The sequence below is a fragment of the Pseudomonas sp. TH41 genome (genome assembly GCF_016650695.1).
In the GTDB taxonomy this organism is placed as follows: Bacteria; Pseudomonadota; Gammaproteobacteria; order Pseudomonadales; family Pseudomonadaceae; genus Aquipseudomonas.
This window is the reverse complement of the sequence record NZ_JAEKFH010000005.1, coordinates 469,733-495,984: the sequence shown is the minus strand read 5'-3', so window position 1 is coordinate 495,984 and position 26,252 is coordinate 469,733. Positions and strand designations below refer to the sequence as shown.

Genomic DNA, 26,252 nt, shown 5'->3' with positions numbered 1-26,252 from the left:
TCGGAACTCCTCTTGTTCAATGGGATTGAGCCGCGTCGAGAAAAGCCGGGCGTTCGCCGCCGCCATGCACGGTGATGTCTGCGCCGCTGACGTAACGAGCCAGCGACGACGCCAGGTACAGGCAGGTATCGCCAATGTCTTCAGGGGCTGCCAGGCGTTGCAACGGAATGGTCGCCGCCACCCGGGCAATACCGGCGTCGTCACCATAGTGCATGGCGGCTTGTTCGGTGAGTATCAGCCCGGCGGTCACGGCGTTGACCCGCACCTTGGGCGCCCACTCCACCGCCAGTGATGTGGTCAGGTTCAACAAACCGGCCTTGGCCGCACCATAGGCAGCAGTGCCGGGGGAGGGGCGGGTGGCGCTGACGCTGCAAATATTGATGATCGCGCCACCCCCGGCCTGCGTTTGCATCACCTGATTGGCCTGCTGACAGAGATTCAGCGGTGCCAGCAAATTAAGGCGGATGATCGCTTCGCTAAAACGCGGCGAGGCGCTGGCAGCGTCGGCATTCGGTGAGCCGCCGGCGTTGTTGACCAACACATCGAGGCGACCAAAGCGCTCGACGATGGCCTCAATCAACTGCGCGGACTGCTCGACATCGCGCAAATCGCAGGGCAAAAACAACGCCTCGCGCTCAGCACTGGCGGGCAAGGTGTGCGGCGCTTCGCGACCGCAGATCACCACGTCGGCGCCGCTGTCCAGAAAGCGCTGGCTGATGCCGCGACCGACACCTTTGCCACCGCCGGTGACCAGTACCACTTTGCCGCGAAAGTCCATCGGATCAAGCATCGGGATTCTCGTTCTGTCGGGTGGAAATACTGTTGATGCTAGGACTGCAGCACTTGTCGGCCAACGTCCGATGAGACTAGAGACTGTAGGAGCGAGCTTGCTCGCGATGGACGTCAACGAAAGCGTGCCCTGCCTGACTGAGTGCGTTGTCCAGACGTTTTTCGCGAGCAAGCTCGCTCCTACAGACGCGTAGTCCTGTCGGACGATGTTGTTTGTCCGGGCCCTCGGAATAATCCGGCGACAACAACAGGCCGGGAGGACACCTTATGGGCGCATCAGCGCAAGGGCACTTCGTTACGCTGCCGGAAGGTCTGCAGCTGCATTACCAAGACGTCGGCAGTGGCGAACCGGTGATTTTCATCCATGGCAGCGGACCGGGCGCCAGTGGTCACAGCAACTTCAAGCAGAACTACCCGGTGTTCTCGGCGGCTGGTTACCGCACCATTGTCCCGGACCTTCCGGGTTATGGCGCTTCGGATAAACCCGACACCCTCTACACCCTGGATTTCTTTGTCGCAGCGTTGAGCGGCTTGCTCGACGCGCTGGATATCCAGCGTTGCGTGCTGGTGGGCAATTCGCTGGGCGGTGCAATCGCCATCAAACTGGCCCTCGACCAGCCGCAGCGAGTGAGCCGGTTGGTGCTGATGGCGCCCGGCGGCCTGATGGAAAAAGAACAGTATTACTTGCAGATGGAAGGCATCCAGAAAATGGGCGCGGCCTTCGCCAAGGGTGAACTCCATGACGCGGCCGGCATGCGCCGGTTGCTCACATTGCAGCTGTTCGACGAGACCCTGATCAGCGACGAGACGGTCAACGAGCGGGTCGCCGTGGTGCATCAACAACCGGTGTGTGTGCTGTCGACCATGCAAGTGCCGAACATGACGTCGCGACTCGGCGAATTGCAGTGCCCGATCCTCGGTTTCTGGGGCATGAACGACAAGTTCTGCCCGGTGTCTGGCGCGCACACGATGATGCAGCAGTGCCACAAAATCCGCTTTGTACTGCTCAGCGAATGCGGGCATTGGGTCCAGGTCGAGCACCGTGAGCTGTTCAATCGCGAGTGCCTGGTATTCCTTGAGGAGGCCCGCCGATGAGCGTGCAACTGCGCCGGCAATACGGCGAAGAGCTTTATCAGGCATTGCTGAGCGGCAGCACATTGGCGCCGCTGACCGAGCGCTGGCCGGCGATCAGCATCGAGGATGCCTACCATATTTCGCTCTACAGCATCGAACGCCGAGTAGCGGCCGGGGACGAGATTGTCGGCAAAAAAATCGGCGTGACCTCGGCAGCGGTCCAGCAAATGCTTAACGTGCATCAACCGGATTTCGGCTTCATCACCCGGCAGATGTCATTTGCCAACGATGCGTGGATTTCCCTGTCGGCCAACAAATTGATCCAGCCCCGCGCCGAGGGCGAGATTGCCTTCAAGCTCAAGCACGACCTGATCGGCCCCGGTGTTACCGAAGCCGACGTACTGGAAGCGACCGAGTACGTAATGCCGTGCTTCGAGATTGTCGATTCACGGATTCATGACTGGCGCATTCGCATTCAGGACACCGTCGCCGACAACGCCTCTTGCGGCGTGTTCGTGCTGGGCGATAGCCGGGTCGATCCACGGACGCTGGATTTGCCCAACTTGCGCATGCGCGTGTTGAAGAACGGTGAGCCCCTTAGCGAGGGGCTGGGCTCGGCGGTGCAAGGCAATCCGTTAACCGCCGTGGCCTGGCTGGCCAACACCCTCGGCGCCTTCGGCATTCCGTTCAAGGCCGGGGAGATCATTCTTTCAGGCTCCCTGGTGCCGCTGGAACCGGCGCGTGCCGGCGACCTTTTTTCCCTGACCATCGATGGCCTGGGCAGTGCCCGGGTGTCCTTTTGCGTCTGACCTGTGGGGTGTTAACCGGATGAGCAAGAAACTCAGAGCGGCCATTATCGGCCCGGGCAATATCGGCACTGATTTGCTAATGAAGATGTACCGATCGGAATGGATCGAGCCGGTGTGGATGGTCGGCGTCGACCCTGAGTCCGAGGGCCTCAAACGCGCCCGGGAAATGGGCGTGAAAACCACCGCGGAAGGCGTCGACGGGCTGCTGCCGCATGTGCTCGACGATGATATTCGTATCGCCTTCGATGCCACCTCGGCTTATGTGCACGCGGAAAACAGCCGCAAGCTCAACGCGCTCGGGGTGATCATGATCGACCTCACGCCAGCGGCCATCGGCCCGTTTTGTGTGCCGCCGGTCAATCTCAAAGAGCACGCGTCGAGCCTCGCGATGAACGTCAACATGGTGACTTGCGGGGGCCAGGCGACCATTCCGATGGTCGCGGCGGTGTCGCGCGTGCAGTCGGTGAGTTACGGCGAAATCGTCGCCACGGTGTCTTCCGGTTCTGTTGGCCCGGGCACGCGGCAGAACATTGATGAATTTACCCGCACCACCGCTGGCGCGGTCGAGAAAATCGGCGGGGCCCGACGCGGCAAGGCCATCATCGTCATTAACCCGGCCGAGCCGCCGCTGATGATGCGCGACACCATCCACTGCCTGACCGATGAAGAACCTGATCAGGATGCGATTCGCACCTCGGTGTTGCAGATGGTTCACGAGGTGCAGCGCTACGTGCCCGGTTACAAGCTGATCAACGGGCCGGTGTTCGACGGGCGCAAGGTGTCGATCTTCATTGAGGTCGAAGGCCTCGGCGACTTCCTGCCCAAGTCCGCCGGTAACCTTGACATCATGACCGCCGCCGGTTTGCGCACGGCCGAGATGTTCGCCGAAGAAGCCCACAAGGGCACCCTGCAACTGCCCGTCCGTTGAGTGGAGAATTGCGATGAATTTGCAAGGTAAGAGCGTCCGTCTGCATGACATGAGCCTGCGCGACGGCATGCATGCCAAACAGCATCAAATCAGTCTGGAACAGATGATCTCGGTGGCGACCGGTCTCGATGCGGCCGGCGTGCCGCTGATCGAAATCACCCACGGCGATGGCCTGGGTGGTGCTTCGCTGAACTACGGGTTCCCAGCCCACAGCGACGAGGAATATTTCGCGGCGGTGATCCCGCGCATGCAGCAGGCCAAGGTATCGGCGCTGTTGTTGCCGGGCATCGGCACCCTCGATCATTTGCGCATGGCCCATGAGCACGGGGTGTCGACCATTCGCGTGGCCACCCACTGTACCGAGGCGGATGTCTCCGGCCAGCACATCGGCATGTCGGCGAAGATGGGCCTGGATACCGTCGGTTTCCTGATGATGGCGCACATGGTCAGTGCGGAAAAACTGCTGGAGCAGGCGCGGCTGATGGAGAGTTACGGCGCCAATTGCATCTATTGCACCGACTCGGCTGGCTACATGCTACCCGATGAGGTCAGCGAGAAGATCGCCGTGTTGCGCGCCGGGCTGAGTGCCGGGACCGAGGTGGGTTTTCATGGTCATCACAACATGGGCATGGCGATTGCCAACTCCCTGGCGGCGATCGAGGCAGGTGCTGCGCGGATCGACGGTTCGGTTGCGGGGCTGGGGGCGGGTGCAGGTAATACGCCGCTTGAGGTGTTTGTTGCGGTGTTGGAGCGGATGGGGGTCAACAGTGGCATCGACTTGTACGGGATCATGGACGTGGCCGAGGACCTGGTGGTGCCGATGATGGATCAGCCGATTCGCCTGGATCGCGATGCGCTGACCCTGGGTTACGCCGGTGTATACAGCTCGTTCCTGTTGTTCGCTAAACGTGCCGAGCAAAAGTACGGCATTGCTGCCCGTGAACTGCTGGTGGAGTTGGGCCGACGCGGGACAGTCGGCGGCCAGGAAGACATGATCGAGGACCTGGCGCTGACGTTGTCACGTTCGCGTGGTGTCTTGCCGACCTGACGTTTGGGCAACAAAAAAAACCACCGAACTGGCTTGCAGTTCCGGTGGTTTTTTTATGGCAGCAGGTTGTGCACCAACGGGGGGTAGCAGTTGATGGACGTGCTTGAACAGCTGAAGTAGGCGGTGGTGGGGCGGTAGGCTTCGTTCTTGAACAGCTGACACAGGCCGGCACTACTGCCGGCGCAGACGATGATGAACAGGGCACAGGTGGCTTTTCGCATAGCGAGCCTCGACACGGATTTTATTGTTGTAGAGGCAAGGTATTGCGGCTGGCGGGGTGTGGCTTCGTCCGAATGGACTACACAGGCCCCCTGTGGGAGCAAGCTTGCTCGCGATGGCGGTGTGTCTGGCAACATCAATGTTGAATGTTCTGGCCTCATCGCGAGCAAGCTCGCTCCCACAGGTTTTGTGGTGTATCTCGTCTTTGCGTACGACCTCGCCCCCCTGTGGGAGCGAGCTTGCTCGCGATGGCGGTGTATCAGGCGACATCGATGGTGAATGTTCTGGCCTCATCGCGAGCAAGCCCGCTCCCACAGGTTTTGGGCGTCATCCCCGCCGGGCGATGGCGCCGATGGCCATGAACAGTGCGGCGATGGCGCGGGCTTCATTGAGTTCGCCGCGGGCGACCAGGTCGGGGATTTGCGTTAGTGGTACGCGCAGGCACTCCAGGGGTTCGGGCTCATCGCCGTCCAGTTGGCAGGGGCTCAGATGTTCGGCCAGCACCACCCGGTAGCGATGGCACAAGTGGCCCGGTGCCAACGTCAGTTCGCCCAGTTCGCTGAGGCGCGCGGCACGCAGCCCGACTTCTTCGCAGAGTTCCCGTTGCGCCGCCTGCAGATAGTCTTCGTGGGGTTCTGCGCCACCTTTGGGCAGGCCAAGCACGGTTTTTTCCACGCCGACCGCGTATTCGCGAACCAGCAACACATGCTGCGGATCGGGCATCGCCACCAACATCACCGAGCGGTAGCCAGTGCCGCGCAGGCGTTCGTAAACCCGCTGCTGGCCGTTGCTGAATTGCAGGTGCAGAGCTTCGATCTGAAAATAGCCGCTTTCAGCCAGCAATTCAGTCTTGAGGATGGTTGGACAGTTGCGCATGGTCAGGCCCCTGGTTGGGATAGAGCCACTGTGCGCCGTACCGTAGTGGCCGCCATCGTCCGAGCGGACGAGGGCGGAAAATGGGCGTTAGCCCAGGGTCGCCACGCTGCGCAGGATCAAGCGCACCAGCATGGTCTGGCGGGTCACGCCGGTTTTTGAGAAAGTCGAGCGCAAATGCGCCCGAGAGGTATTGCGGCTGATGCCCAGCTCTTCCGAGGCTTCGTCGAGGGTCAAACCGTTGGCCAACAACATCGCCAGCTGGGTTTCCGCCGGGGTGAAGTCGAACAGAGCGCGAACGATCTCCTGTGGTGCGGTGGACTGTTGCTCCGGGTCGCTGATGAAAATCACCACGGTGGGGCACTGTTTGCCTTCGCTCCAGTCCGTCAGCGGCACCGAGCGCACGATGATCCCCAGGTCGGCCTTCCCGGACGGCCTTTGTACCCGCAGGGCTTCGACCACCGACGGGTTGCTGCTCTTTTGCGAAAGCAGCGACTGCTTCACCAGGCGGCGAAACTCTTGGGTGTCACGGGCCGTACCGACTTGCAGGCCATCGTTGACCAGTTTGATGCCGTCCTTTTCCTGGATCAGCCGGTCGGCAACCTGGTTGGTCTGCAGCACTTTGCCGGCCTCGTCGAGGATGATCGTGCCGACTGCCATCTGATTCACCGCGCCGGCGTACAGATTGCGCTCGGCTTCGATGCGATTGAGCTGCATGTGGATCTTGATCGAGCGTTCCAGGTGCGGAATGAAATGCGTCAGCAAGGCTTTTTCTTCGTTGCCGAAGGGTTTGTCGTCACGCCCGCGACTGATGCGGATGCGGCACTGGGCGCCATCGACGGTGTTGATGTCGGCGCCGAGGATGTGGAACACGTCCACCGGTTCGAGGAAACTCTTGTAGAACTCCGAGTGCTGCCAATCGTCGTTGGACACGAACTCGGCAAGGGTCACCACTTGGCGGTTGGGCAGGTCGACAAAGGGGTCGAGGCTGAAAAAGTGTTTGTTATAGGACGCGGTCGCCTCGGTCGAGGTACCGGTGGTGTTGACCATCAAGCCGTCCACGTGCGCACTGGGCGGACGCAGGATGAAGGTCACGTACTTGCTGTGCAGATGCACGTTGAGCTGATTGAGAAAGGTCGCCCAGGGAATGGTTTCCAGTGGCCCCTGATAGAGGTTGCCGACCAAATCACTGAACGTATCGAGGCTGAAGTCCTGCTGCATAGGGAAAACCGTTCTTATTATTAGCGTTGGCGGTGGCCGAGAATAAGCGTCGATATCGACTCCTTGCAACGCTCGGGCGCAGGGCCTGACGGGCGGCTGCCCATCTGGCGTCTGTAACGCAAAATGGGCAGCGTATTCAGGCTCGTTCGCGAGAGCGCACGACAAAACGTTTGTGTTCCAGTACGTCGGCCGACAGCGCTTCGACGTCGGTGTAGAACTGCTCGTACCAACGGCGCAGTTGATAAACCGGGCCGTCGCCGTCACACAGCAACGGGTTGTCGACGCGGGTCTTGCTGTGCCAAATGGCCACGTCTTCGTAGAAGGCTTCCTGGGCCTGTTGCACGTAGGCCTTGGCCATCGCCTGATTCTGTTCTTCGCTGAGCCCCGGAATCTTTTTCACCAGCACACCGTAGCGCAGGGTGAAGCTGTCGAGGTCGATCGGTACATGGCAGTTGAGCAGGATCGAGTGGATCGGCTGGCCGTTCATGGAACCGGTCATTTCGGTGATCTGATAGGCCGGGCCGAAGTAGGTGGCCACGGTGCTCAAGGCGCTGTCACCGGACAAGCGCTCACTGCGGGCACTCATGATCTGCGTGGCCAGGTGGCCTTCGAAGACGTTGCTGAATTCTTCCACCGGTGCGCCGTGTACGGTGCCGAAGTGCGCCATGTCGGCGATGTTGTCGATCAGTTCGCGGCAATTGGTGCCGATCTGCAACTCGGCGACTTCCCACGCCGCCCACTCGTCACTGAAGCAGGCGTCGATGCGCGGGATATGCTGTTCGGGCAGTGGTGGATTGCCTTCCGGATCGTTCCAGACGAACAGCAGATTGTTTTCTTCCATGAGCGGCCAGCTCTTGATCTTGGCCCGTGGCGGAATGCGTTTGGCGTAAGGAATGTCATCGCAGACGCCATCGGCGCCCCAGCGCCAGGCATGGAACGGACAGCGGATCGAGTTGCCTTCGACACAGCCTGTGCTGAGGTCGGCGCCCATGTGCGGGCAATAGCCATCGAGAATATGCAACTCGCCGTCTTCGCCCTGGAAGGCCACCAACCGGGTGCCGAACACCTCCAGGCGATGGGCCTTGCCGTCGCGGTATTGGGCGGCCAGGCCGAGGCAATGCCAGCCTCGGGCGTAGCGGTCTTCCAGCAGTTTGGCTTCGATGCGGTGCAGGGTACTCATCTTATTATTCTCCGGGAGGCTCACGGGTTTGACGCACGTAACGGATTCTGCCGACCCTGTAAAAGCCGGCATCGTCTGAATGGACGATGGCTACGTAAGACAGGCCCGCTCTACTGGCGCCATTGGACCCAGTGCAGGAGTTGGCGATGAATAAAGAACAAGGGCCGGTCGCGGTGATCACCGGGGCCGCCAGCGGTATTGGTCGAGGCCTGGCCGAACACGCGGCGACACTGGGCATGCGCCTGGTGCTGGCCGATCGGGATGCCGCAGGCTTGCAAACCTTGTGCGAGCACTTGCAGGCGGACGGTGCGCAGGCGATTGCCTGCGTTACGGATGTGGGGGATGCGGCCCAGGTCGAGCGCTTGCGTGATTGTGCTGTCGAGCACTTTGACGGGGTGGACCTGCTGTTCAACAACGCCGGGGTGATGCAAACCGGCTACAGCTGGGAAATCACCCAGGCGCAATGGCAACGGATGCTCGACGTCAACCTCAACGGCGTGATCAACGGCATTCGCGCTTTCGTGCCGCTGTTTCTGCGCCAGGGCAGGGCGGCCCATGTGATCAACACCGCCTCCCTCGCCGGTTTGCTCAGCAGTCCGTTGATGGCGCCGTACAACGTGACCAAACAAGCGGTGGTCGCGCTCTCGGAAACCCTGCATTACGAATTGGCCATGCTCGGTGCGCCGGTGGCGGTTTCTGTGCTGTGTCCAGGGCCGGTGGCCAGTGAAATCATGGCGTCGAACCAGGTGGTGGACACTGCCGGTACTTCTTTCAGTGAGCTGCTCGACAGCACCATTCGCCAAGGCATGACACCGGCTGAACTGGCGGCGCAGGTGTTCGCCGCCATCGCCGAAAAACGCTTCTGGATCTTCCCCCACAAAGGCTTCAAACCGGCGCTGGAGCGGCGGGTTCAAAGCATCCTGGAAGAGACCAATCCGCAGTTTCAAATGACCGATGTAGAGGAAGATGCCCATGCCGCTCGATAAGCAAATCGCCGCGGTGCTCCAGCAGTTTCGCGACCTGCCAGAGCCCAATTTCGGCCAGCTCGACGCCGAGCAATACCGCCAGCTCTGCGACAACCTGCAGCCCGCCATCCCCGGCGACCCGATGGTTGAGGTACGTAACCTGAAGGTCGCCGGCGCGGTGGGCGAACTGGATGCGCGGCTGTACCGGCCGTTTGAAGACGATAACTTGCCGTTGCTGGTGTTCTTCCACGGTGGCGGTTTTATCATGGGCAACCTCGATACCCATGACAACCTCTGCCGCTCCCTGGCCAGTCAGGCCGAAGCAGTGGTGGTTTCCATTGCCTATCGACTGGCCCCGGAAAGCCAATTCCCGGCGGCACCGCTGGATTGTTACGCGGCCACTTGCTGGCTGGTCGAGCATGCCGCCGAACTCGGCATCGATGGCCGTCGTCTGGCGCTGGCCGGGGACAGTGCCGGGGGCAATCTGGCGCTCGCGGTCAGCCGGCTGGCGGCGCAACGTCAGGGGCCGAAAGTCAGTTACCAGTGCCTGTTTTACCCGGTCACCGACGCGCGATGCGACAGTCAGTCCTATGAGGATTTTGCCGAGGGGTATTTCCTTTCGGCCGCGATGATGTACTGGTTCTGGCAGCAGTATTTGCCGGATGCCGGGCTGGGTGATGATCCCTTGGCCTCGCCATTGCACGCCGACCGGCTGGCGGATTTGCCGCCGACCACCCTGATCACTGCCGAGTTCGACCCGTTGCGTGACGAGGGCGAGGCATTTGCCCGGCGCCTGGTACAGGCTGGCGTATCCGTGCGCCTGCAACGTTGCGAAGGCATGATTCATGGGTTTATCAGCATGGCGCCGTTTGTCGAGCGTGCCGCACAAGCCTTGTCCGATGCCGCGGCAGACCTGCGCAGGGCACTCAATTGAACGGCGCGGATAACCTGACCTTCGACACCGTGCCACAGCTGATCGAGGCCATTGCTGCCGGGCAAATGGTGGTGATCACCGACGACGAACACAACGGTGAAGGCTCGTTGCTGATGGCCGCCGAACAGTCCGGTTCCGAAGCGGTCACGTTCATGGCGGTGCAGGCGCGTGGGTTGATTTGCCTGGCATTGACCGAACAACGCTGCCGCGCACTGGGGCTGGACCTGATGGTGCCCCATTCGCGGGCGCAGCACGGCGTGGGTTTTACTTGTTCGATCGAAGCGGCCACCGGGGTATCCACCGGCATTTCCGCGGCGGACCGGGCGCGAACAATTCAGGTTGCGGTGGACCCGGCCAGCGGTCCTGCGGACCTGGTTCAGCCTGGGCATATCTTCCCGGTGCAGGCCTTGCCGGGCGGCGTCATGCAGCGCGCCGGGCACGTCGAAGCAGCCTGCGACCTGACCCGTCTCGCGGGCCTGCAACCGGCGTCGACGCTGGTGGGTATCCTCAATGAGGAGGGTGAGTTGGCGCGGGGCATTGAGCTGCACGAATTTGCCCGTCGTCACGCTCTGCGGATCGGCAGCATTGCCGACCTGATCCATTACCGCATCCTGCATGAAGGCACGATCGAACGTGGCGGTGAATATCCGTTGCATACCCGTCACGGTGAGTTCCAGGTGACGACCTATCAGGACACTTATCAAGGTTTGCTGCATCTTGCATTGGTCAAAGGCCGGATCGACAGCTCCCAGCCGATTCTGGTGCGGGTGCAAAGTGTCGAGACGCTGCGTGATGTGCTGGGTTGTGAAAGCGAAGGCGGGTCTCGGCAATGGACTTTGGAACGGTCACTGGCGAGCATCGCAGCGGCCGGCTGTGGCGTGCTGGTACTGCTGGCACAGAAGGAAACCGCCGACGGCGTGCTCGAACAATTGCGTCAGCGCAGCGGCGGCAAGCCACGGGCGCCACAGTTCCCGCAACGGACCCTTGGCGTCGGGGCGCAGATTCTGCGCGATCAAAACGTCCGCAAAATGCGCCTGATGAGCTCGCCGGTGCCGTACAAGGCCGTGTCCGGGTTTGATCTGGAAGTGACCGAATTTGTGCCGTTTCAACCTGTAATTTGAGGCAAGCACATCTACCTGTGGGAGCGAGCCTGTTCGCGAAGGCTGAGTGTCAGGCGACATTGAGGTTGAATGTGCCGGCCTCTTCGCGGGCAAGCCCGCTCCCACAGGTTTTTTTGTTGGCCTCGGAGTTTGTGTGCGACCCCGATTGCTTGTGGGAGCTGGCTTGCCTGCGAAGGCAGTGTGTCAGGCGACATTGAGGTTGCATGTGCCGGCCTCTTCGCGGGCAAGCCCGCTCCCACAGGTTTTTTTGTTGGCCTCGGAGTTTGTGTGCGACCCCGATTGCTTGTGGGAGCTGGCTTGCCTGCGAAGGCAGTGTGTCAGGCGACATTGAGGTTGCATGTGCCGGCCTCTTCGCGGGCAAGCCCGCTCCCACAGGTTTCGCGCTGGCTTAAGGTTTAACTCCGCGCAGTATCTTCTTTGCTTGATCCTGCACCGTACCCGGTGCACTCATGTTGCCGTCAATCACGGTAATGACCGCATGCCCTTGCCACAGCTGATACGCATCGGCTTGTTGTTGTGCGGCCGTCGGCGTTGGCGGTGGGGCCAGGTTGACATGAACCACACCATCGGCGCCGCGCTGTGAAGTGAAGTTCACCCGATCCCAGTTGCCGATTGGCGCAAAGCTCACGCCTTTGACCTCGCTGGCCGGCAGTGCCGGGTAGTTGAGGTTCAAGCCGCTGACACCCGGCAGGCCAAGTACGTTCAGTTCGCACCGGTGTTGGTGTTTGGCGCAGGCCTGTTTCGCTTGCGCACCGGCCAGGCTCGCTTGCTGAATGACGTTCACGGCAAAACGCGCCGTATCGTCCATGGCCCCAAGGGTCTTGCGGTAGCCGGCCTGTTGATCGCGGATGATCAGGTCCATGTCGATGGCCGTCGATACCGCCACCGCCGGAATACCCTTGAACATCGCGCGCACGGCCGCGTTCAGGGTGCCGGACATTTGCGTCAGCGGGCCGACGTTTTCGCCAAAGTTGCTGCCTGAAACCACCAGGTCTGGCGGCATGTCCTTGAGCAACACGTCGAGGCCGACGTTGACCGCATCCACCGGAGTGCCAATGGCGGACGTCTTGCCGCTTGGTGGGGTGTAGCCCTCGGGTGGGCCGACACAAAACTTGCCGGGTGCCAGTTCGGTCACCGCCAGGACCTGGCCGGGCACGACCACGCTGGCGGCGCTGATGCCACTGCTGTCGTTCAAAGGGCCGACCAGCGTGACCTTGTGCCCTGCGGCGGTCAGTGCGCGGTACATCGAATCGATGCCGGGCGCGCGGCAGCCATCGTCGTTGGTCAGCAGAATGTTCAAGGCATTGGCCTGCATCGACAGACCGACGCTGGCCATGGCGATGACGCCAGTGAAGAGTTTATTCATGGAGAGTCTTCCGTGAATTGAGCGGGTTCAGAAAAGCACAACGCCCCGACCGAATGAATCGGTCGGGGCGCGGTGGGTTTAGCGGGTGCCGAGTTTTCGCAGGTTGCCAGGGGTGAATTCGTCGTCGGTGAAAGCGGTGGCGTTGAGCTTGGCCGGTTTCTGATCGACCAGCAACCGGTCCACCAGGTAGGACCCGGCGATCAGGTCGTGGTAAATGCCCAGACGAGCGTGGTAACGCTGGATCTCATAGGCGTAGATCGAAGTCTGCATGTTGGTGCGCCACAACTGGCCACGGCTGTCGTAGTTGTCGGCCATGGTCGCGGACCAGGTGTCCTCGTCCAGGTACAACACACGCTTGGCGTACACGTGGCGGGCACCTTCCTTGAGGTTGGCCTGCAGAACCCAGACACGGTGTTTTTCGTAGCGCATGTACTGCGGATCGACGTGCCCGGTGGTGGACAGGATCTGATCGGCCGTTACGCTCGGGTCGTCGATCTTGTAGTTGTGGTACGGAATGTAGATTTCCTTTTTCCCGACAATGGTCCAGTTGTAGCGGTCCGGCGCACCGTTGAACAAACGGTCTTCGTCGTACACACGAAAACCACCAGCACCGGTCGGCGAGTCATAACCCACGGTCGGCGCGCGACGTACGCGACGTTGCCCCGGGCTGTATTGCCAGGCCTGGCGCGGGGAGGCAGTCGGGTTGATGAACTCGTGACCGACCACGATTTCGCCCTTTTTGCGCACCGGTTCCAGGGTGGTGATCAGGAAGTTGGTGAGCACGCCGTCGGCCGTTTCCAGGGTTTTGTCCGGGCTCGACCAGATAGAGAAGATCTTGTAGTTGACCTCTTCCAGCACCTTTTCCTTGTTGGAGTACACCACCGCCTGGCCATAGTTGGCCTCTTCAGTGTTTGCGCGACCCTGCAAGGTATGGTTGAACATCAACTCGCTGCCGTTCTTTGGAATCGGGAACGGCGAAGCACCCCAGGCGTTTTTGGTGTCGTTGTTGTCATTGGCGAGTTCGGCAGTGACAGCGTTTTTCTTGACCATGTCTTCCAGGCGTTGATCGAGGCGGAAGTCGCGATGGCTTGGGTACACCGGGATCTTGAACGTCTCAGGGTAGCGCTTGAGCAGCGCTTTCTGGCCATCTGTCAGGTTGTCGGCGTACTTGTCCATGTTCTTCGCATCGATCACGAACAACGGCTTTTCAGCGGCGTACGGGTCCGGGTACGGCGTACCGGGGCCAGCGTATTTGAGCTGGGGTGGCAGGCCACGCCATTTGCCGGTCCAGGCCGGGATGCTGCCATCGGCGTTGCCGGCTTTTTCGGCGCCCATCGGCGTCAGGTCCTGGCCCAGGCGGGCGGCTTCTTCGTTGCTGACCTTGGCTTGAACCAGGCCGCTGCTTAGCAGGCTGACGGCCAGTGCCGTGCCCAACAAGGTATGGGTGAATCTAGACATGCTGTGCTCCTCCAACAGGGGAATCAGAACCGGTACTTGAAGTTGAGCGCGACGTTGTCGCGGTCGGCCAACGGGCTGTTGTTGGCGTTGCCCAGATAGGCGTTGTAACGGGCTTCGACGGTGAAGTTGCCGAGGTAGCGCCACGAGCTGCCGATGCTCGCGCGGTTGTCGTTTTGGCCTGCGTTGATCGAGCCCACCAGCGAGCTGTCACCGTGGGCGGCGGCGCTGAAAGTGACCGGCACCGACATGTCCCAACCGCTGAACACATCGTTGTAGTCAAAGTTCGCCTGAACCGTATAGCCCCACGCGTCGCGGTCGTAGACCAGGCTGTCGGTGCCCGGCAACGAGAAGCCGGGGGCCAGGGTTACCGGCTGCGACTTGTCGTTGCTGATCACGGTGTTGTAAACCAGCTCGCCGGTCAGGGTGGTGTTGTCCGCCCATGAGGTCGGGCCAACCACGTAGATCATCGAGGTCTGGGCCTGCATGGTTTTGCCGCGCACCGGGCTTGAGAAGCCGTTGTCGACCATCACCGGTGAACCGTCGCGGTAGCTGACTTCACCGGCCCAGCTCACGCTGCCCAGTACGGTGGAGAAACTCGCGCCGAACAGGTCGATGTTGTCGAAGTAGCGCACGGTGTAGTGGCCAAGATTCGTAGCGAAATCCAGCGATGGGGTCTTGTCGTGATAACGCGAGTAGTAGATACCGAACTCGGTGTTGTTCAACGACGCGGCGGCGTAGGTGAAGGCCACGCCGTACTGGCCGCTGTCGCTCGGTTTGTCGTCCTTCAGACGGGTGACGAAACCGGTAGCATCGTTGAAGCCACCCTCGTCGATGAAGTCGGTGGTGGAGAAGTAGCTACCGACGCCGAACAGCTCGGTTTTTTCCCACTTGTATTGGTAGTAGGCCTGAACATCCAGGCTGTCGGTCAGGCTGAACTGGGTGAACAGTTGGCCGACCGGCAGCAGGATTTCCTTGACCTCGACGCCCGGCGTGGTCGCCTTGGTCGCATCCACCGGGCTCTGCGCGGCGGAAATACCGGGGTAGAACAGGCTTTCACCCCAGCTCACCACCTGATTACCCAGGCGCGCGTTGAGGGCGTGGCCGCTCATGTCCCAGGTGCCATAGGCGTAGTAATCGAGCATGCGCAGTTCGTTGCGGTGCTGGTCGATGGTCTCCTGGGAGAAACGGTCCGGTTGGCTGCAATGGCCGCCGGCGAAGCAGTTGGAAGTGCCGGTGTTGTTGTCGTTGCTCTGATCGTAAACGTTGTCGTAGAAGCCCGTTGCACGGACAAACACGCCGTAGTCGTCCCGCCACTTTATGTTGGCTTCGGTGAGAAAGCCGCTGCGGTTGTTAATCAGACTGCCCTTGGCGAACGCATTGTCGCCATCGTTGGCGTCGGCATTGGCCGTCAGTTTGTGATCGCGATTTTCGGTCCGCCAAGCCAGGCTGTAGGTCAGCGTAGTGTCCCAGTCGACGCTCAAATCCTCATTGGGCTGGAAGCTCATGGCGTTAACCTGAGCGCTTAATCCGCCAGCCAGCAACAGCAAAGCCAGTTGTGTGCGAGGGTGCAGCGTTGGTGGGGCGATTATTGTTTTTATCATGTCGTCCTCATGCCCAGGTCAGACCTGCCCGACCTGCATTTCAGGGGGGTGATTGGTGTTGTGGGCGACTATGGAGTCACGACTTCAACGCAACATCGTCCAAGCGGACTAAGCGGTTTGCAGGGGAGGGCAGCCGTCTTCGCCTTAGTCCCATCGGACGATGAACACTGCGCGCGTGCGGCGAACAATCCCGAGACCGACTGCACCGGGCGAAGATCCGGCAGCGGCGGTTTCTGCCTGATGGGCGCTGAACAAGGGTGATCGCATGAACGCTGCCGGGATCAAATGGGACGAGTGCTGTGATGTGCTGGTGATTGGCTCCGGAGCAGGGGGCATGACCGCTGCACTGCGCGCCCACGACCTGGGTCTCAATGCGCTGTTGATCGAGAAGAGCGCCGAGTACGGCGGCACTTCGGCGGTGTCCGGTGGCGGCATCTGGATACCCGACAACCATCGCATCAAAGCCCTCGGTGGCAGCGATTCGGCGGCTGAAGCGATTGCCTACATTCGCGCCGTGACCCATGGTGAGATCGACGACGGGCGGATCGAGGCTTATGTCGAGCACGGTCGCGAGATGGTCGAATACCTCGAACGCCAAACCCGTGTGCGCTTCGAAGCGCAGCCTCGCTACGCCGACTACTACCCGGAAATCGAAGGCGGAAAACCGGGCTACCGCTCTATGGATCCGCAACCGTTTGACGCCGCCGAACTGGGTGAAGAATTCCTGCGCATGCGCGCGCCATCCCCCGGTACGCTGATGATGGGGCGCATGGCGATGACCATGAAAGAGGCGCAGGTGTTGCTGTGCCGTGGCCCCGGCTGGTTGCGCCTGACCCTGCGGGTGATGTGGCGTTACTGGCGCGACCGCGACGGCCGGCGCTTATCGCGCCGGGATCGTTACCTGACCCTGGGAAACGCCTTGATCGGCGCCTTGCGTTGTTCGTTGCAGGACCGTGGAAAATCGCTGTGGCTCAATTGTGGGCTGGAAGAATTACTGCTGGTTGGCGATCGGGTCGGCGGCGCGCGGGTCTGTCGCAATGGCCAGTTGCTCAACATCAAGGCACGCTACGGGGTGATCATCGCTGCCGGTGGTTTCGAGCGTAATCAGGCGATGCGCGCGCAGTATCTGCCGCAGCCGTCGCAATCTGATTGGAGTGCCACACCGCCCCACAACACCGGGGACGGTATCCGTGCTGGTCAGGCTATCGGCGCACGTACGGCGTTGATGGAGCACAGTTGGTGGGCACCGACCACCCACGTCCAGGGCGAAGAAAAACAGCGCGCGTTGTTCGTCGAACGGACCTTGCCAGGCTGCGTGATGGTCAACTCTGCGGGTGAACGTTTCGTTAACGAAGCCGCGCCCTATACCGATATTGTTTACGCGATGTACGCCAACAATCGCGAAGGCGCCGTGAGCGTGCCGTGCTGGATGGTGTTCGATGCCGAGTTCCGCCGCAAATACCCCTGCGGCGCGTTGCTGCCGGGCTATGCCCAGCGCGATTGGCAGTTGCCCCAGCACCTGCGCGAGTATTTTCACAAAGCGGCAAGCCTGGAGGAGCTGGCGGCGAAAATCGGTGTCGATGGCGCTGGCCTGACGCGTACCGTGCACCGCTTCAATGGCATGGCCGTGCAGGGTGTCGATGAAGATTTCCATAAAGGTGAATCGCTGTTCGACCGTTACTACGGCGACCCGAACGTACAGCCCAATCCATGCCTGGCGCCGTTGCTCAAAGGGCCGTTCTACGCCGTGCGCATCGACGCCGGGGACATTGGCACCAAAGGGGGGCTGCTGACCGACGTGCACGCCCGGGTGTTGCATGAGGACGGGCAACCCATCGAAGGCCTGTATGCCATTGGTAACAGCGCAGCTTCGATGATGGGCCGCACTTATCCGGGCGCCGGTTCGACCATCGGGCCGGCCATGACTTTCGGTTACCTGGCGGCCAACCACATCAAGCGCCAGAGCGAGAGCAGCTCGGCCAAAACCTTGTTCAGGAGCGTCGAATGAACAACCAGCGCAAGCAGATTGCCGTGGTAACCGGCGCCAGTCGCGGGGTGGGTCAGGGCATTGCCCTGGCCCTGGGGGCGGCGGGCATGACCGTGTTCGTCACTGGCCGCACCCCGGAAAACGGTGGATCGAGTTTGTACGGGCATGCGTTGCGTGGCTCGCTGGAGGACACCGCCGCCGCGATTACGGCGGCCGGTGGTCACGGCATCGCGGTGGTCTGCGATCATGCCGATGATGCGCAAGTGAAGGCGCTGTTCGAGCGGGTCGAAAACGAATGCGGGCAACTGGATTTGTTGGTGAACAATGCGGCGTTCATTCATGACCAATTGATCGAACCGGGACCGTTTTGGGACAAACCGCTGGACCTGGTGCGGATACTCGACGTCGGGCTACGCTCGGCGTACATCGCCAGCTACTACGCCGCGCCGCTGTTGCTGCGCAGCCCTCAAGGACTGATTTGTTTTACCTCGTCATTCGGCGCCGGGTGCTACATGCACGGCCCGGCGTACGGCGCGCAAAAGGCCGGTGTCGACAAGTTGGCGGCAGACATGGCGATCGATTTCGAAGGGCAGGGTGTGGCGGCGTTGTCGCTGTGGCTCGGCCCGCAACTGACCGAGCGCACGCGGATTGCCGGCGAGCAGCATGGCGAGCAATACCAGGCCTTTCTGGCCCACGCCGAAACCCCGCAATTCAATGGCCGGGTGATTTATGCGTTGCTCAACGATCCGCAGCTGACAAGCTTCTCCGGGCAGACCTTGATTACCGCCGAAATAGCCCGTGGTTATGGCATCAGCGAAGCCGGCGGCCGCCAACCACCCTCGCACCGCGCCATGCTCGGCGACCCGCGCCAGCAGCATCCGGCGCGGGTGGTCTGACAGGCGTATTCCCTGTAATTGGATGGACTCGCCCAAGCCGAGGCGTCAATGCGCCACGGTGGCAGTCTAAACAGCCAACGACAGCGAGGGCGAGTCCATGAAAAATCATAGTTCGATTGATCAATCCCTGTCTTCTTCCGATTTGTCGGCCTGCACAACCTTAGCGGTCGATCTGGCCAAGCAGGTCTTTCAGGTTGCCGGTGAAGATGTCCTCGGTCAGGTGCGCTACGAGCAGCGGATCAAGTCGCGCGAGGCGTTTTATGAGTTTCTCCACAAGTTACCGCCTCATGTCGTGGTTTTGATGGAGACCGGTCCGGGTGCTCAAGCCTGGGCCCGGCAGTTGCAAGAACAAGGCAATCTGGCGCGGATTCTTCCAGCCGGTTTGGTGGCCACGCATCGCAGCGGGCCAAAAAATGATCGCAACGATGCGCTGGCGATTCTGCGGGCTGGTCGCGATGAAAAAATCTGCGCAGTACCGGTCAAAAGCGTCGCGGCGCTGGCAATGCAGGCGTTGCATCGCGCCCGTCAGGGCTATGTGCGTCGGCGCACGGCCGTCAGTAATCAGATGCGCGGCCTGCTGCTCGAGCACGGCGTGGCCTTGGCGCAGGGCGATGTTGCGATCAGCCAGAAAATTCCGCGGGTACTGGAAGATGCTACCCAGCCGGTGCCGGGCCTGCTGCGTGAACTGATCGACGAACTGTTGGCCGAGTGGCGCCATTTGGGCGAGCGCATCAGCGTGCTGACGGGACGCCTGGAAGTGGCCGCCAACGCCGACATGACGGCGAAGCGACTGATGACTGTGCGCGGCATCGGCCCAGTCACGGCCACGGCACTGGTGGCCAAGGAAACCAAGCCCGAGCGATTCCCCAATGCCCGCAAGTTTGCCGCGTACTTTGGCATGGTGCCTGACCAGCACAGCAGCGGGGAGACGGTCCGGCTAGGGGATATGACCAAGCGAGGCGATGTTTATTTACGCAGCCTGATGATCCAGGGAGCCCATGCGGTGCTGCAACAACTACGACCTGATTCCCAGCAACCCGATGACCGCCGCTTGTTGCGCTGGATGAGCCGGCTGGGCCGTAAGGAGGCTGCGATCAGGCTAGCCAACCGCAACCTGCGAATCGTCTGGGTGCTTTTACAGAATGATCAGACTTATCGTCGCCACGCTGGTGATGGCCAGCAAGCGACAATGAGCCACTGAGCGAAAGAGTTCTGTCACCGAGGTACTAACTGTCCGACCCTTTGCTGAAAAAAATTGACCCCAGGTAAGACCGGCGTGGATTGATGCCTAAGCTGCTACTGGCCTTCGAGGCCTGACCGTAATCGGCATACCACGAGCTTTTCCAATTTTGGCCAGAAGCCGAAGACGGCTTCCACGAACAGGCCTGATACATAGATGCAACGGGGCGACGGTTTTTCAAAAGCGGGTAGACAGTGGGGGGCGAGTCCATACATAGCAGCTGGCGAAGCCTGCGTTCGGCTGCGAAGCAGTCGTAAATCCTGCCAACACGGTTATCCTGAAAAACCGTAGCGTCTGATTTCACGGCCGCTGCGCAGCCGAACGCAGGCTTCGCCAGCTGCTACTGGGGATTGCGGTGCCCTTGCGAAATCGGTCAGTCAGTACCCACCTCAGCCCACTCGCGCAACACATTCTTGGTCACTTTCCCCGCCGCATTTAGCGGCATGCTCTCAAGCACCCGCACCCGCCGCGGGACCTTGTAGTTGGCCATCTGCTCGCGGCACCAGGCGAGGAATCGGGTTTGCTCGATCTCGATTCCCGGTGCCGGCAGCAAAAACGCCATCGCCACTTCGCCCATGCGCTCGTCAGGAATGCCGATCACCGCGACCTGGGCCACGCCCGGATAGGTCAGCAAACATTGCTCGATCTCTGCCGGGTACACATTGAACCCCCCAGTGATGAACATGTCCTTGAGCCGGTCGGTGATGCGCAAATAACCCTGTTCATCCAGCACACCGATGTCCCCGGTGTGCAGCCAGCCGTCGGCGTCGACAATCTCCTGACTGGCCTGGGGATCATTGAAGTAGCCCTGCATCAGGTTGTAACCGCGCACCTGGACTTCACCGGGGATGTTCGCCGGTTGACTGCGACCGTTATTGCCCACACAGCGGATCTCTACGCCGGGCATCGCCCGACCGCTGGTGTTGGCGACAAGTTCGGCGCAGTCGCCGGGGCGACAGATCGTGGCAAAACCACAGACCTCGGTGAGGCCGTAGGCGGTGACGATGGTGGCGAAACCGAGTTCGTCGCGCATGCGGTGGATCATTTCCACCGGAATGGCCGCCGCTCCCGTCACCGCGACCCGCAACGAGGTCAAATCGAATGCGTGGCGCTGCGGATGGGCCAGCAATGACTGATACAGGGTTGGCGGCCCCGGCAGCACGGTGATGCGTTCGCGCTGGACACAGTCGAGCATCGCCTGCACATCGAACACCTGCTGCGGCAGGATGGTGCAGCCGCGCATCAGCGCCGCCAGCCACCCGGCCTTGTAACCGAAGGAATGGAAGAACGGATTGACGATCAGGTAGCGGTCGCCCTCGCGCAAACCGACCACTTCGCTCCAGTCCCGCACCACCCGCAGGTTTTGTCCGTGGCAGGTCATCACCCCTTTGGGCTTGCCGGTGGTGCCCGAGGTGAACAGCAGGTCGGACAGCGTTTGCGGGCCAACGCTCTGCTCGCGGGTGCGCAGGGCCAATTGCGAAGCCTCGTCCGCCAGGTCGAGAAAATCGTTCCATGTCAACGTGCCCGATCCGCCACCGCGCAACGTGACGATCTGGCGCAACGCCGGCAGTTCTTCAGATGCCAGCATGGCGGGGTAGTCGGCACCGAGGAATTCGCCGATGGCGAACAGCACGCAGGCACCGCTTTCGCGCAGGATGTAGCCGGCCTCGCTGCCTTTCATGCGGGTATTGAGCGGCACCAGCGCGGCGCCGACACTTTGCAGCGCACCGGCGGCGACGATCCACTCCCACACATTGGGCGCCCAGATCGCCACTCGATCCCCGGCCTGAACGTCCAGCGCCAGCAGCGCGCGGGCGGCTTGTCGGCGTAGTTGGTTGAGTTCCCGGTAGCTGATGATGCGGCCCGCGTCCTCGATGGCCGGGCGGTCGCCGTAGGCCTGGGCAGCGTTGGCGAACAGTTGGGGAATGGTCAGTGCGATTGCGACGGGCGGCATGGGGCCTCCTCGGTTAGAGGACAAGTGCGAAATGGGGATGGGCCGGGCAGGACACCCGGCCGGGTGGCGTTTTACGCCGCGGGCGGGGCGAAGCGGCGACCGGCGGAGAAACCACCGTCCACGGCGATCATTTGGCCGCTGACAAAGGAGGCTTCATCGGAAGCCAGGAACAGCGCGACGTTGGCCACTTCTTCTGGTTGGCCCGAGCGGTTGAGCATGTGTTGCGAGGCGAAGAACGCATGGAAAGCCGCTTGTTCACGGACCATGCTGGTCATCGGCGTTTCAATCAGGCCAGGGCACAAACCGTTGACGCGCACATTGGCGTAGCCATAGTCGATGGCCATCGAGCGGGTCAGTTGATTGATACCGCCCTTGGAGACGTTATAGGCGACGTTGCCGTCGCAGCCTTGCAGGCCGAAGATCGAGCCGACGTTGATGATCGAGCCGCTGCGTTGCGACACCATCGACTCCAGCGCGTACTTGCTGGTGAGCATGCTGCCGGTCAGGTTGATGTCCATCACCCGTTGCCAGTTGGCGGTGGTGGTCTGGGTCACGCTGCCCTGATCGGCGACCCCGGCGGCATTGACCAGCACATCGATGCGGCCAAAGCGGCTGATGACTTCTTGCATAACCTGCTGGACCTGCGCTTCGTCGCGCACATCGAGGGTCATGAACAGGCCAGGGAAATCCGTCGGTGCGCTGCCGATGTCCAGCCCCACCACTTGCGCGCCTTCAGCGGCGAAGCGGCGCACGCATGCCAGGCCGATCCCCGAAGCGCCGCCGGTAACTACCGCGACCTTATTCTGCAAACGAGCCATAACTGCACCTCTTTTATTGTTGTGGGCTAATGCTGCGGCCGAGTCTAACCGTAGACCGTGCCCGAGTGATCGTCCGTTGAGACTAAGGCGACAGAGCGGAATGCTGTTCGCTTGAGTCAATCGATGGTGGCTCTCGCCCGCACTGTAGGAGCTGTCGAGTGCAACGAGGCTGCGATCTTTTGATCTTTTTAAAAGCAAGATCAAAAGATCGCAGCCTGCGGCAGCTCCTACACGGGACACGTACCCTCAATCCGGGAATTTCAGGCGTACCCGGGCACCGGTCGGACGGCTCTGGCACGCCAGCGTCCAGCCTTCGGCCAGCTCCTTGGTGCTCAGTACGTCGTTGCGCGCCAATTGGGTTTCACCTTCCTGGACCACGCACATGCAGGCCCCGCAAAAGCCTTCTTCGCAGGACGAGGGCACGTCGAGGCCGGCCGCTTTGCAACTTTGCAGCAAGGTATCGCCAGGGCGGCAGGCTATTTCGTGTTGCTGGCCATCGAGCTCGACGATCAGTGCTTCGCACTGTGAGTCCAGCGCAGCGGCTCTGGCCAGGGATTCTTCGGCCAGCAGTTCGTCCGGGTCTGGCGGCGAGACGAAGCGCTCAACGTGGATGCGTTCGGCGGCTTCGCCAAGTGCCAGCAGCGTGCGTTCCACGGTATCCATGAAGGGGCCGGGCCCGCAGATGAAGTAATCACCGCCCGCCGATCCACGCAGCAGATGACGAACTTGATTGTCCGTCAGGAAACCCTGCACCGAGTCGAGGACGTGGACCACGTGCAGTTGATCAGGATGCGCCTTGATCAACTGCCGCAGCTCTTCCTTGAAAATCACCGAGGCTTCATCGCGGTTGGCGTAGATCAATTTGATCGGCCGCTGACTGCTGTGCAGCACCGATTTAAGAATGGAAAACACCGGCGTGATGCCCGAGCCACCGCCGAACAGCACCAACGGTTTCGTGGTGTCAGGCGGTTGCTGAGGGTCCAGGCAGAAATGTCCGGCTGGGGGCAGCACTTCCAGCCAGTCGCCAACCTGGACTTCGTTCATCCAGTTCGACACCCGACCACCGTCGACCCGTTTCACCGTGACCTTGGGCAGTGCATCCGCAAGCGGCGAGCTGGCCATGGAATAGCAGCGGGTCAACAGTTTGCCGGCGCAGGGCACGCGAAAACTCAGGAACTGGCCCGGTTTGTAGTGAAAGCGCTCACGCAGGGTTGGCGGTACATCCAGCACCAGCGAGCGCGCATCAAAGGTCTCGTCGATCACCGCGCACACTTGCAATGAGACGCTTGCCGTCGTCGATTCGGCCGGTTTCAGATTCTGCTGTTGCGTGCCCATGCTCACCTCGGCCTCAGAGCCCGCTGATCAGTTGGGCGTTGTCGACGCGGATCTCGGCGCCGTTGACGAAACGCGACTCGTCCGTGGCAAGGAACAGCACCACGTTGGCAATGTCGCGGGGCGCGCACATGCGGTTCATCGGGTCCTGGTCGAGCGCTTCCTGAGGAATCGCCTGACCGCCGGCCAGGGCCTGGGTCATTGGCGTGTTGACGCCATCCGGGTGCACGCTGTTGCAGCGAATGCGGTAGCCCTGTTGCTTGCAATGCAAGGCGATGGAACGGGTCATTGCAGCTACCGCGCCCTTGGAGGCCGAGTAGGCGCAGAACATCGGCATCGCACCGAGGGCCGCCACCGAGGACATGTTGATGATCGAGCCGCCGCCGGTTTCTTTCATCGCCTGGATTGCATATTTGCAACCGAGGAAATAACCGTCGCCGTTGATCTTCTGCACCTTCTGCCACAGTTCCAGGGTGGTGTCTTCGATGCTGCCCAGGGCCAGGATCGCCGCGTTGTTCACCAGTACGTCGAGGCGTCCGAAGTGTTCCAGGGTGGTTTTGATCACCTGTTGCCAGTCGCTTTCGCTGGCGATGTCGTGACGAATGAACAGCGCGCTGCTGCCGATTTCGGCGGCGACCTGGCGGCCGGCCTCTTCGTTGAGGTCGGTCAGTACGACCTTGGCGCCTTCGCGGGCCAGCAGCAGGGCGTCTTCGCGGCCGATGCCGCTGGCGGCGCCGGTGATGATGCAGACTTTGCCTTCTACACGTTGCATTGTTGTTCTCCTGAGCGTGTGGTTTGAAGTGCGACTTGGTCGGCCACATGGGCCGCCGCCCGCCGACCGGAATAGATGCAGTCAGCCAGCGACAGGCCGGAGACATACAGGTTGGAAGCGACCCCGACGGCGTTGCGACCGGCGCTATACAGGCCTTGGATCGGTACGCCTGCGTGGTCCAGCACCTGACCGCTGCGCTCGCAGACTTTCAGCCCGCCGAGGGTGATCACCGGGCAGGGGAACAGACGGCTGGCGAAGGACAGGTCGAGGGCGTACCACGGGCCTTGTTCGAGGTTGGCGAGCATCGCCGCAGATTTGCCGAACTCATCGGCGATTTCCCCGCGTGCTGCGCGGCTATAGCGCTCGACACTTTGCCGCAGTAGCTCGGGCGGCAGATTGCTTCGCTTGGCCAATCCGGCCAGGCTGTTGCTGCGTTTGGCGTTGAACAACAGGTTGAGCAGCACCGGCAGGCGCTGGAAATTCCAGACCTTGCCCGGACCGACCTGACGCAACGCCTCGCGCACCAACGCCCGGTTGAGAATCAGAATGGCGCGGCCGTCCTGTTCTTCGACCATCGCGTGGCCGAGGGTCGCGCCGTAGATTTCTTCGTTGGCGTAACGCTGTCCGCGTGCGTTGACGATCAACCCCCGGGCCCAGGCCAGCGGTGGGTTGATGAAACGCCAGGCGCTGATCTTGTCCATCCGCGCCACGCTGCCACCGGCGCTCTGGCCCAAGGCGATACCGCTGCCGCTGCAACCGGTGGTGCCCAGCGGCAATCCGGCCAGGTACTGCGGAGCATGTTGGCGCACCAGATCGCGATTGAAGATAAAGCCGCCACTGCTCAGCAGCACGCCGTGTTCGGCGCGAATCAACTGGCGTTCGGCGCTGGTTTGTTCGATGTGACGCAGGCGAGCGCGCAATCGGTCGGCCAGCGCCGGGGCGTACATATGAATGGCGCTGGCCCAGCGCGACAGTCGCGCATGTTGGTGGGCGGCGCGGCTGTCGGGTGGCAGGTGCCAGGCTTCGACGCCGAGCACCTGATCGCGGGAATCGAGCACCAGACGCCGCACTTCGCATTGGCTGCGCAGGCGTGCACCGTGACGCAGGGCGCTGGCCTTGAGCGGGGCGAACAGGCTGGCGCCGGACATGCCCGGACCTTTGGTGCGGTGGCCGCGCGGCGCCGGTTTGGCGCTGGCGGCGTAGGCCGGTACGGCTTCGTTGCCGGAGTAATAAAGGTAGTACTGGTCGCTCGGGTACGAGGTTTTGTGCGGCGGCACGCTGGATTCAAACGCGACGCCCTGATGTTCGAGCCAGGCCAGTTGCTCGACACTGCCTTCGCAGAATTCCCGCAGCGTCTGGCTGCTGACGGCTTCGCCGACTTCACGGCGCAGGTAAATGAACATCGCTTCACTGGTGTCTTCGTAACCGGCCTGACGCTGATATGGCGTGCCGCCGCCGGCATACACCACACCACCACTGAGCGCAGTGGCGCCGCCCCCTTCGAAGCGATCCAGCGCCAACACCGCCAATCCGCGACTGGCCGCTTCGATGGCGGCGCAAGCGCCGGCGCCGCCAAAACCGACCACCAGCCAGTCGCAGCGATCATCCCAGCTCAATTGGTCGGCGCTGGTCACTCGCAACGCCGTCAATCCGTTCAGGCCGTCCAT

At 61.6% G+C, this 26,252-nt stretch carries 23 protein-coding genes; 10 read left to right on the top strand and 13 right to left on the bottom strand.

Features of this window, described 5'->3' with window-relative positions:
• Nucleotides 1-16 precede the first annotated feature (16 nt).
• Nucleotides 17-790 carry an SDR family oxidoreductase gene (locus JFU37_RS20785; protein ID WP_201118086.1) on the bottom strand — a complete coding sequence of 258 codons (774 nt, stop codon included), beginning with the start codon at nucleotides 788-790 and terminating at the stop codon, nucleotides 17-19.
• A 266-nt stretch (nucleotides 791-1,056) separates the two neighbouring features.
• Here JFU37_RS20785 and JFU37_RS20780 point away from each other — a divergent pair, with 266 nt between their 5' ends.
• Genes JFU37_RS20780 through dmpG form a run of 4 tightly spaced genes read left to right on the top strand, consistent with a single transcriptional unit; the run spans nucleotide 1,057 to nucleotide 4,648 of the window.
• Nucleotides 1,057-1,884: an alpha/beta fold hydrolase gene (locus tag JFU37_RS20780; RefSeq protein ID WP_201118083.1), complete on the top strand. Its 828-nt coding sequence runs from the start codon at nucleotides 1,057-1,059 to the stop codon at nucleotides 1,882-1,884.
• Nucleotides 1,881-2,672 (top strand): fumarylacetoacetate hydrolase family protein, encoded by a 792-nt coding sequence (locus JFU37_RS20775; RefSeq protein WP_201118081.1) that lies wholly within the window; start codon nucleotides 1,881-1,883, stop codon nucleotides 2,670-2,672. Before JFU37_RS20780 ends, JFU37_RS20775 begins: the two co-directional genes overlap by 4 nt.
• A gap of 19 nt (nucleotides 2,673-2,691) precedes the next feature.
• Nucleotides 2,692-3,600 (top strand): acetaldehyde dehydrogenase (acetylating), encoded by a 909-nt coding sequence (locus JFU37_RS20770; RefSeq protein ID WP_201118075.1) that lies wholly within the window; start codon nucleotides 2,692-2,694, stop codon nucleotides 3,598-3,600.
• 13 nt (nucleotides 3,601-3,613) lie between these two features.
• Nucleotides 3,614-4,648: a 4-hydroxy-2-oxovalerate aldolase gene (dmpG, locus tag JFU37_RS20765; protein ID WP_201118074.1), complete on the top strand. Its 1,035-nt coding sequence runs from the start codon at nucleotides 3,614-3,616 to the stop codon at nucleotides 4,646-4,648.
• Between the two features lie 53 nt (nucleotides 4,649-4,701).
• Here the strand turns inward: dmpG and JFU37_RS20760 are convergent, their stop codons facing one another.
• The 4 genes from JFU37_RS20760 to JFU37_RS20745 form a co-directional block, all read right to left on the bottom strand.
• Nucleotides 4,702-4,869, bottom strand: a complete 168-nt coding sequence (locus JFU37_RS20760) for a hypothetical protein (RefSeq protein ID WP_201118073.1) — start codon at nucleotides 4,867-4,869, stop codon at nucleotides 4,702-4,704.
• 325 nt (nucleotides 4,870-5,194) lie between these two features.
• Nucleotides 5,195-5,743, bottom strand: coding sequence for an ADP compounds hydrolase NudE (nudE, locus tag JFU37_RS20755; RefSeq protein WP_201118072.1), 549 nt, complete (start codon nucleotides 5,741-5,743; stop codon nucleotides 5,195-5,197).
• Between the two features lie 87 nt (nucleotides 5,744-5,830).
• Nucleotides 5,831-6,961: a helix-turn-helix transcriptional regulator gene (locus JFU37_RS20750; RefSeq protein ID WP_201118070.1), complete on the bottom strand. Its 1,131-nt coding sequence runs from the start codon at nucleotides 6,959-6,961 to the stop codon at nucleotides 5,831-5,833.
• 136 nt (nucleotides 6,962-7,097) lie between these two features.
• Nucleotides 7,098-8,141 carry a Rieske 2Fe-2S domain-containing protein gene (locus JFU37_RS20745; protein ID WP_201118068.1) on the bottom strand — a complete coding sequence of 348 codons (1,044 nt, stop codon included), beginning with the start codon at nucleotides 8,139-8,141 and terminating at the stop codon, nucleotides 7,098-7,100.
• 146 nt (nucleotides 8,142-8,287) lie between these two features.
• Here JFU37_RS20745 and JFU37_RS20740 point away from each other — a divergent pair, with 146 nt between their 5' ends.
• From JFU37_RS20740 to JFU37_RS20730, 3 genes are read left to right on the top strand one after another with little or no spacing between them, the layout of a single operon-like run.
• Nucleotides 8,288-9,127: an SDR family NAD(P)-dependent oxidoreductase gene (locus JFU37_RS20740; protein WP_201118066.1), complete on the top strand. Its 840-nt coding sequence runs from the start codon at nucleotides 8,288-8,290 to the stop codon at nucleotides 9,125-9,127.
• On the top strand, nucleotides 9,114-10,040 hold the full coding sequence (locus JFU37_RS20735) for an alpha/beta hydrolase (RefSeq protein WP_201118064.1): 927 nt from the start codon (nucleotides 9,114-9,116) through the stop codon (nucleotides 10,038-10,040). Before JFU37_RS20740 ends, JFU37_RS20735 begins: the two co-directional genes overlap by 14 nt.
• Nucleotides 10,037-11,161: a 3,4-dihydroxy-2-butanone-4-phosphate synthase gene (locus JFU37_RS20730; RefSeq protein WP_274609950.1), complete on the top strand. Its 1,125-nt coding sequence runs from the start codon at nucleotides 10,037-10,039 to the stop codon at nucleotides 11,159-11,161. The genes JFU37_RS20735 and JFU37_RS20730 overlap by 4 nt, the downstream gene beginning before the upstream one ends.
• 388 nt (nucleotides 11,162-11,549) lie before the next feature.
• On the opposite strand, the gene JFU37_RS20725 is transcribed toward JFU37_RS20730, so the two are convergent.
• The 3 genes from JFU37_RS20725 to JFU37_RS20715 all read right to left on the bottom strand — a co-directional run bounded on the left by JFU37_RS20725 (nucleotide 11,550) and on the right by JFU37_RS20715 (nucleotide 15,586).
• Nucleotides 11,550-12,527, bottom strand: a complete 978-nt coding sequence (locus JFU37_RS20725) for a 5'/3'-nucleotidase SurE (RefSeq protein WP_201118062.1) — start codon at nucleotides 12,525-12,527, stop codon at nucleotides 11,550-11,552.
• A 78-nt stretch (nucleotides 12,528-12,605) separates the two neighbouring features.
• Nucleotides 12,606-13,985, bottom strand: coding sequence for a DUF1329 domain-containing protein (locus JFU37_RS20720; protein ID WP_201118060.1), 1,380 nt, complete (start codon nucleotides 13,983-13,985; stop codon nucleotides 12,606-12,608).
• Between the two features lie 23 nt (nucleotides 13,986-14,008).
• Nucleotides 14,009-15,586, bottom strand: a complete 1,578-nt coding sequence (locus JFU37_RS20715; RefSeq protein WP_201118059.1) for a DUF1302 domain-containing protein — start codon at nucleotides 15,584-15,586, stop codon at nucleotides 14,009-14,011.
• Nucleotides 15,587-15,851: 265 nt separating this feature from the next.
• Between JFU37_RS20715 and JFU37_RS20710 the strand changes: the two genes are divergently transcribed.
• The 3 genes from JFU37_RS20710 to JFU37_RS20700 all read left to right on the top strand — a co-directional run bounded on the left by JFU37_RS20710 (nucleotide 15,852) and on the right by JFU37_RS20700 (nucleotide 19,670).
• Nucleotides 15,852-17,594, top strand: coding sequence for an FAD-binding protein (locus JFU37_RS20710; protein ID WP_201118058.1), 1,743 nt, complete (start codon nucleotides 15,852-15,854; stop codon nucleotides 17,592-17,594).
• The gene (locus JFU37_RS20705) at nucleotides 17,591-18,469 is read left to right on the top strand and encodes an SDR family NAD(P)-dependent oxidoreductase (RefSeq protein ID WP_201118057.1); all 879 of its coding nucleotides are present in this window, start codon (nucleotides 17,591-17,593) and stop codon (nucleotides 18,467-18,469) included. The genes JFU37_RS20710 and JFU37_RS20705 overlap by 4 nt, the downstream gene beginning before the upstream one ends.
• 142 nt (nucleotides 18,470-18,611) lie before the next feature.
• Entirely contained in the window at nucleotides 18,612-19,670 is a 1,059-nt protein-coding gene (locus tag JFU37_RS20700; protein WP_201116416.1) for an IS110 family transposase, read from the top strand.
• Between the two features lie 412 nt (nucleotides 19,671-20,082).
• Here JFU37_RS20700 and JFU37_RS20695 read toward each other — a convergent pair whose 3' ends face one another.
• From JFU37_RS20695 to JFU37_RS20675, 5 genes are all read right to left on the bottom strand, one after another.
• Complete coding sequence (locus JFU37_RS20695) at nucleotides 20,083-21,663, bottom strand: FadD3 family acyl-CoA ligase (RefSeq protein ID WP_201118056.1); 1,581 nt, start codon at nucleotides 21,661-21,663, stop codon at nucleotides 20,083-20,085.
• Between the two features lie 71 nt (nucleotides 21,664-21,734).
• On the bottom strand, nucleotides 21,735-22,481 hold the full coding sequence (locus tag JFU37_RS20690; RefSeq protein ID WP_201118055.1) for an SDR family NAD(P)-dependent oxidoreductase: 747 nt from the start codon (nucleotides 22,479-22,481) through the stop codon (nucleotides 21,735-21,737).
• A 246-nt stretch (nucleotides 22,482-22,727) separates the two neighbouring features.
• On the bottom strand, nucleotides 22,728-23,816 hold the full coding sequence (locus JFU37_RS20685; RefSeq protein ID WP_201118053.1) for a ferredoxin--NADP reductase: 1,089 nt from the start codon (nucleotides 23,814-23,816) through the stop codon (nucleotides 22,728-22,730).
• 13 nt (nucleotides 23,817-23,829) lie between these two features.
• On the bottom strand, nucleotides 23,830-24,585 hold the full coding sequence (locus JFU37_RS20680) for a glucose 1-dehydrogenase (protein ID WP_201118051.1): 756 nt from the start codon (nucleotides 24,583-24,585) through the stop codon (nucleotides 23,830-23,832).
• On the bottom strand, nucleotides 24,573-26,252 hold the full coding sequence (locus JFU37_RS20675) for an FAD-binding protein (RefSeq protein WP_201118049.1): 1,680 nt from the start codon (nucleotides 26,250-26,252) through the stop codon (nucleotides 24,573-24,575). The genes JFU37_RS20680 and JFU37_RS20675 overlap by 13 nt, the downstream gene beginning before the upstream one ends.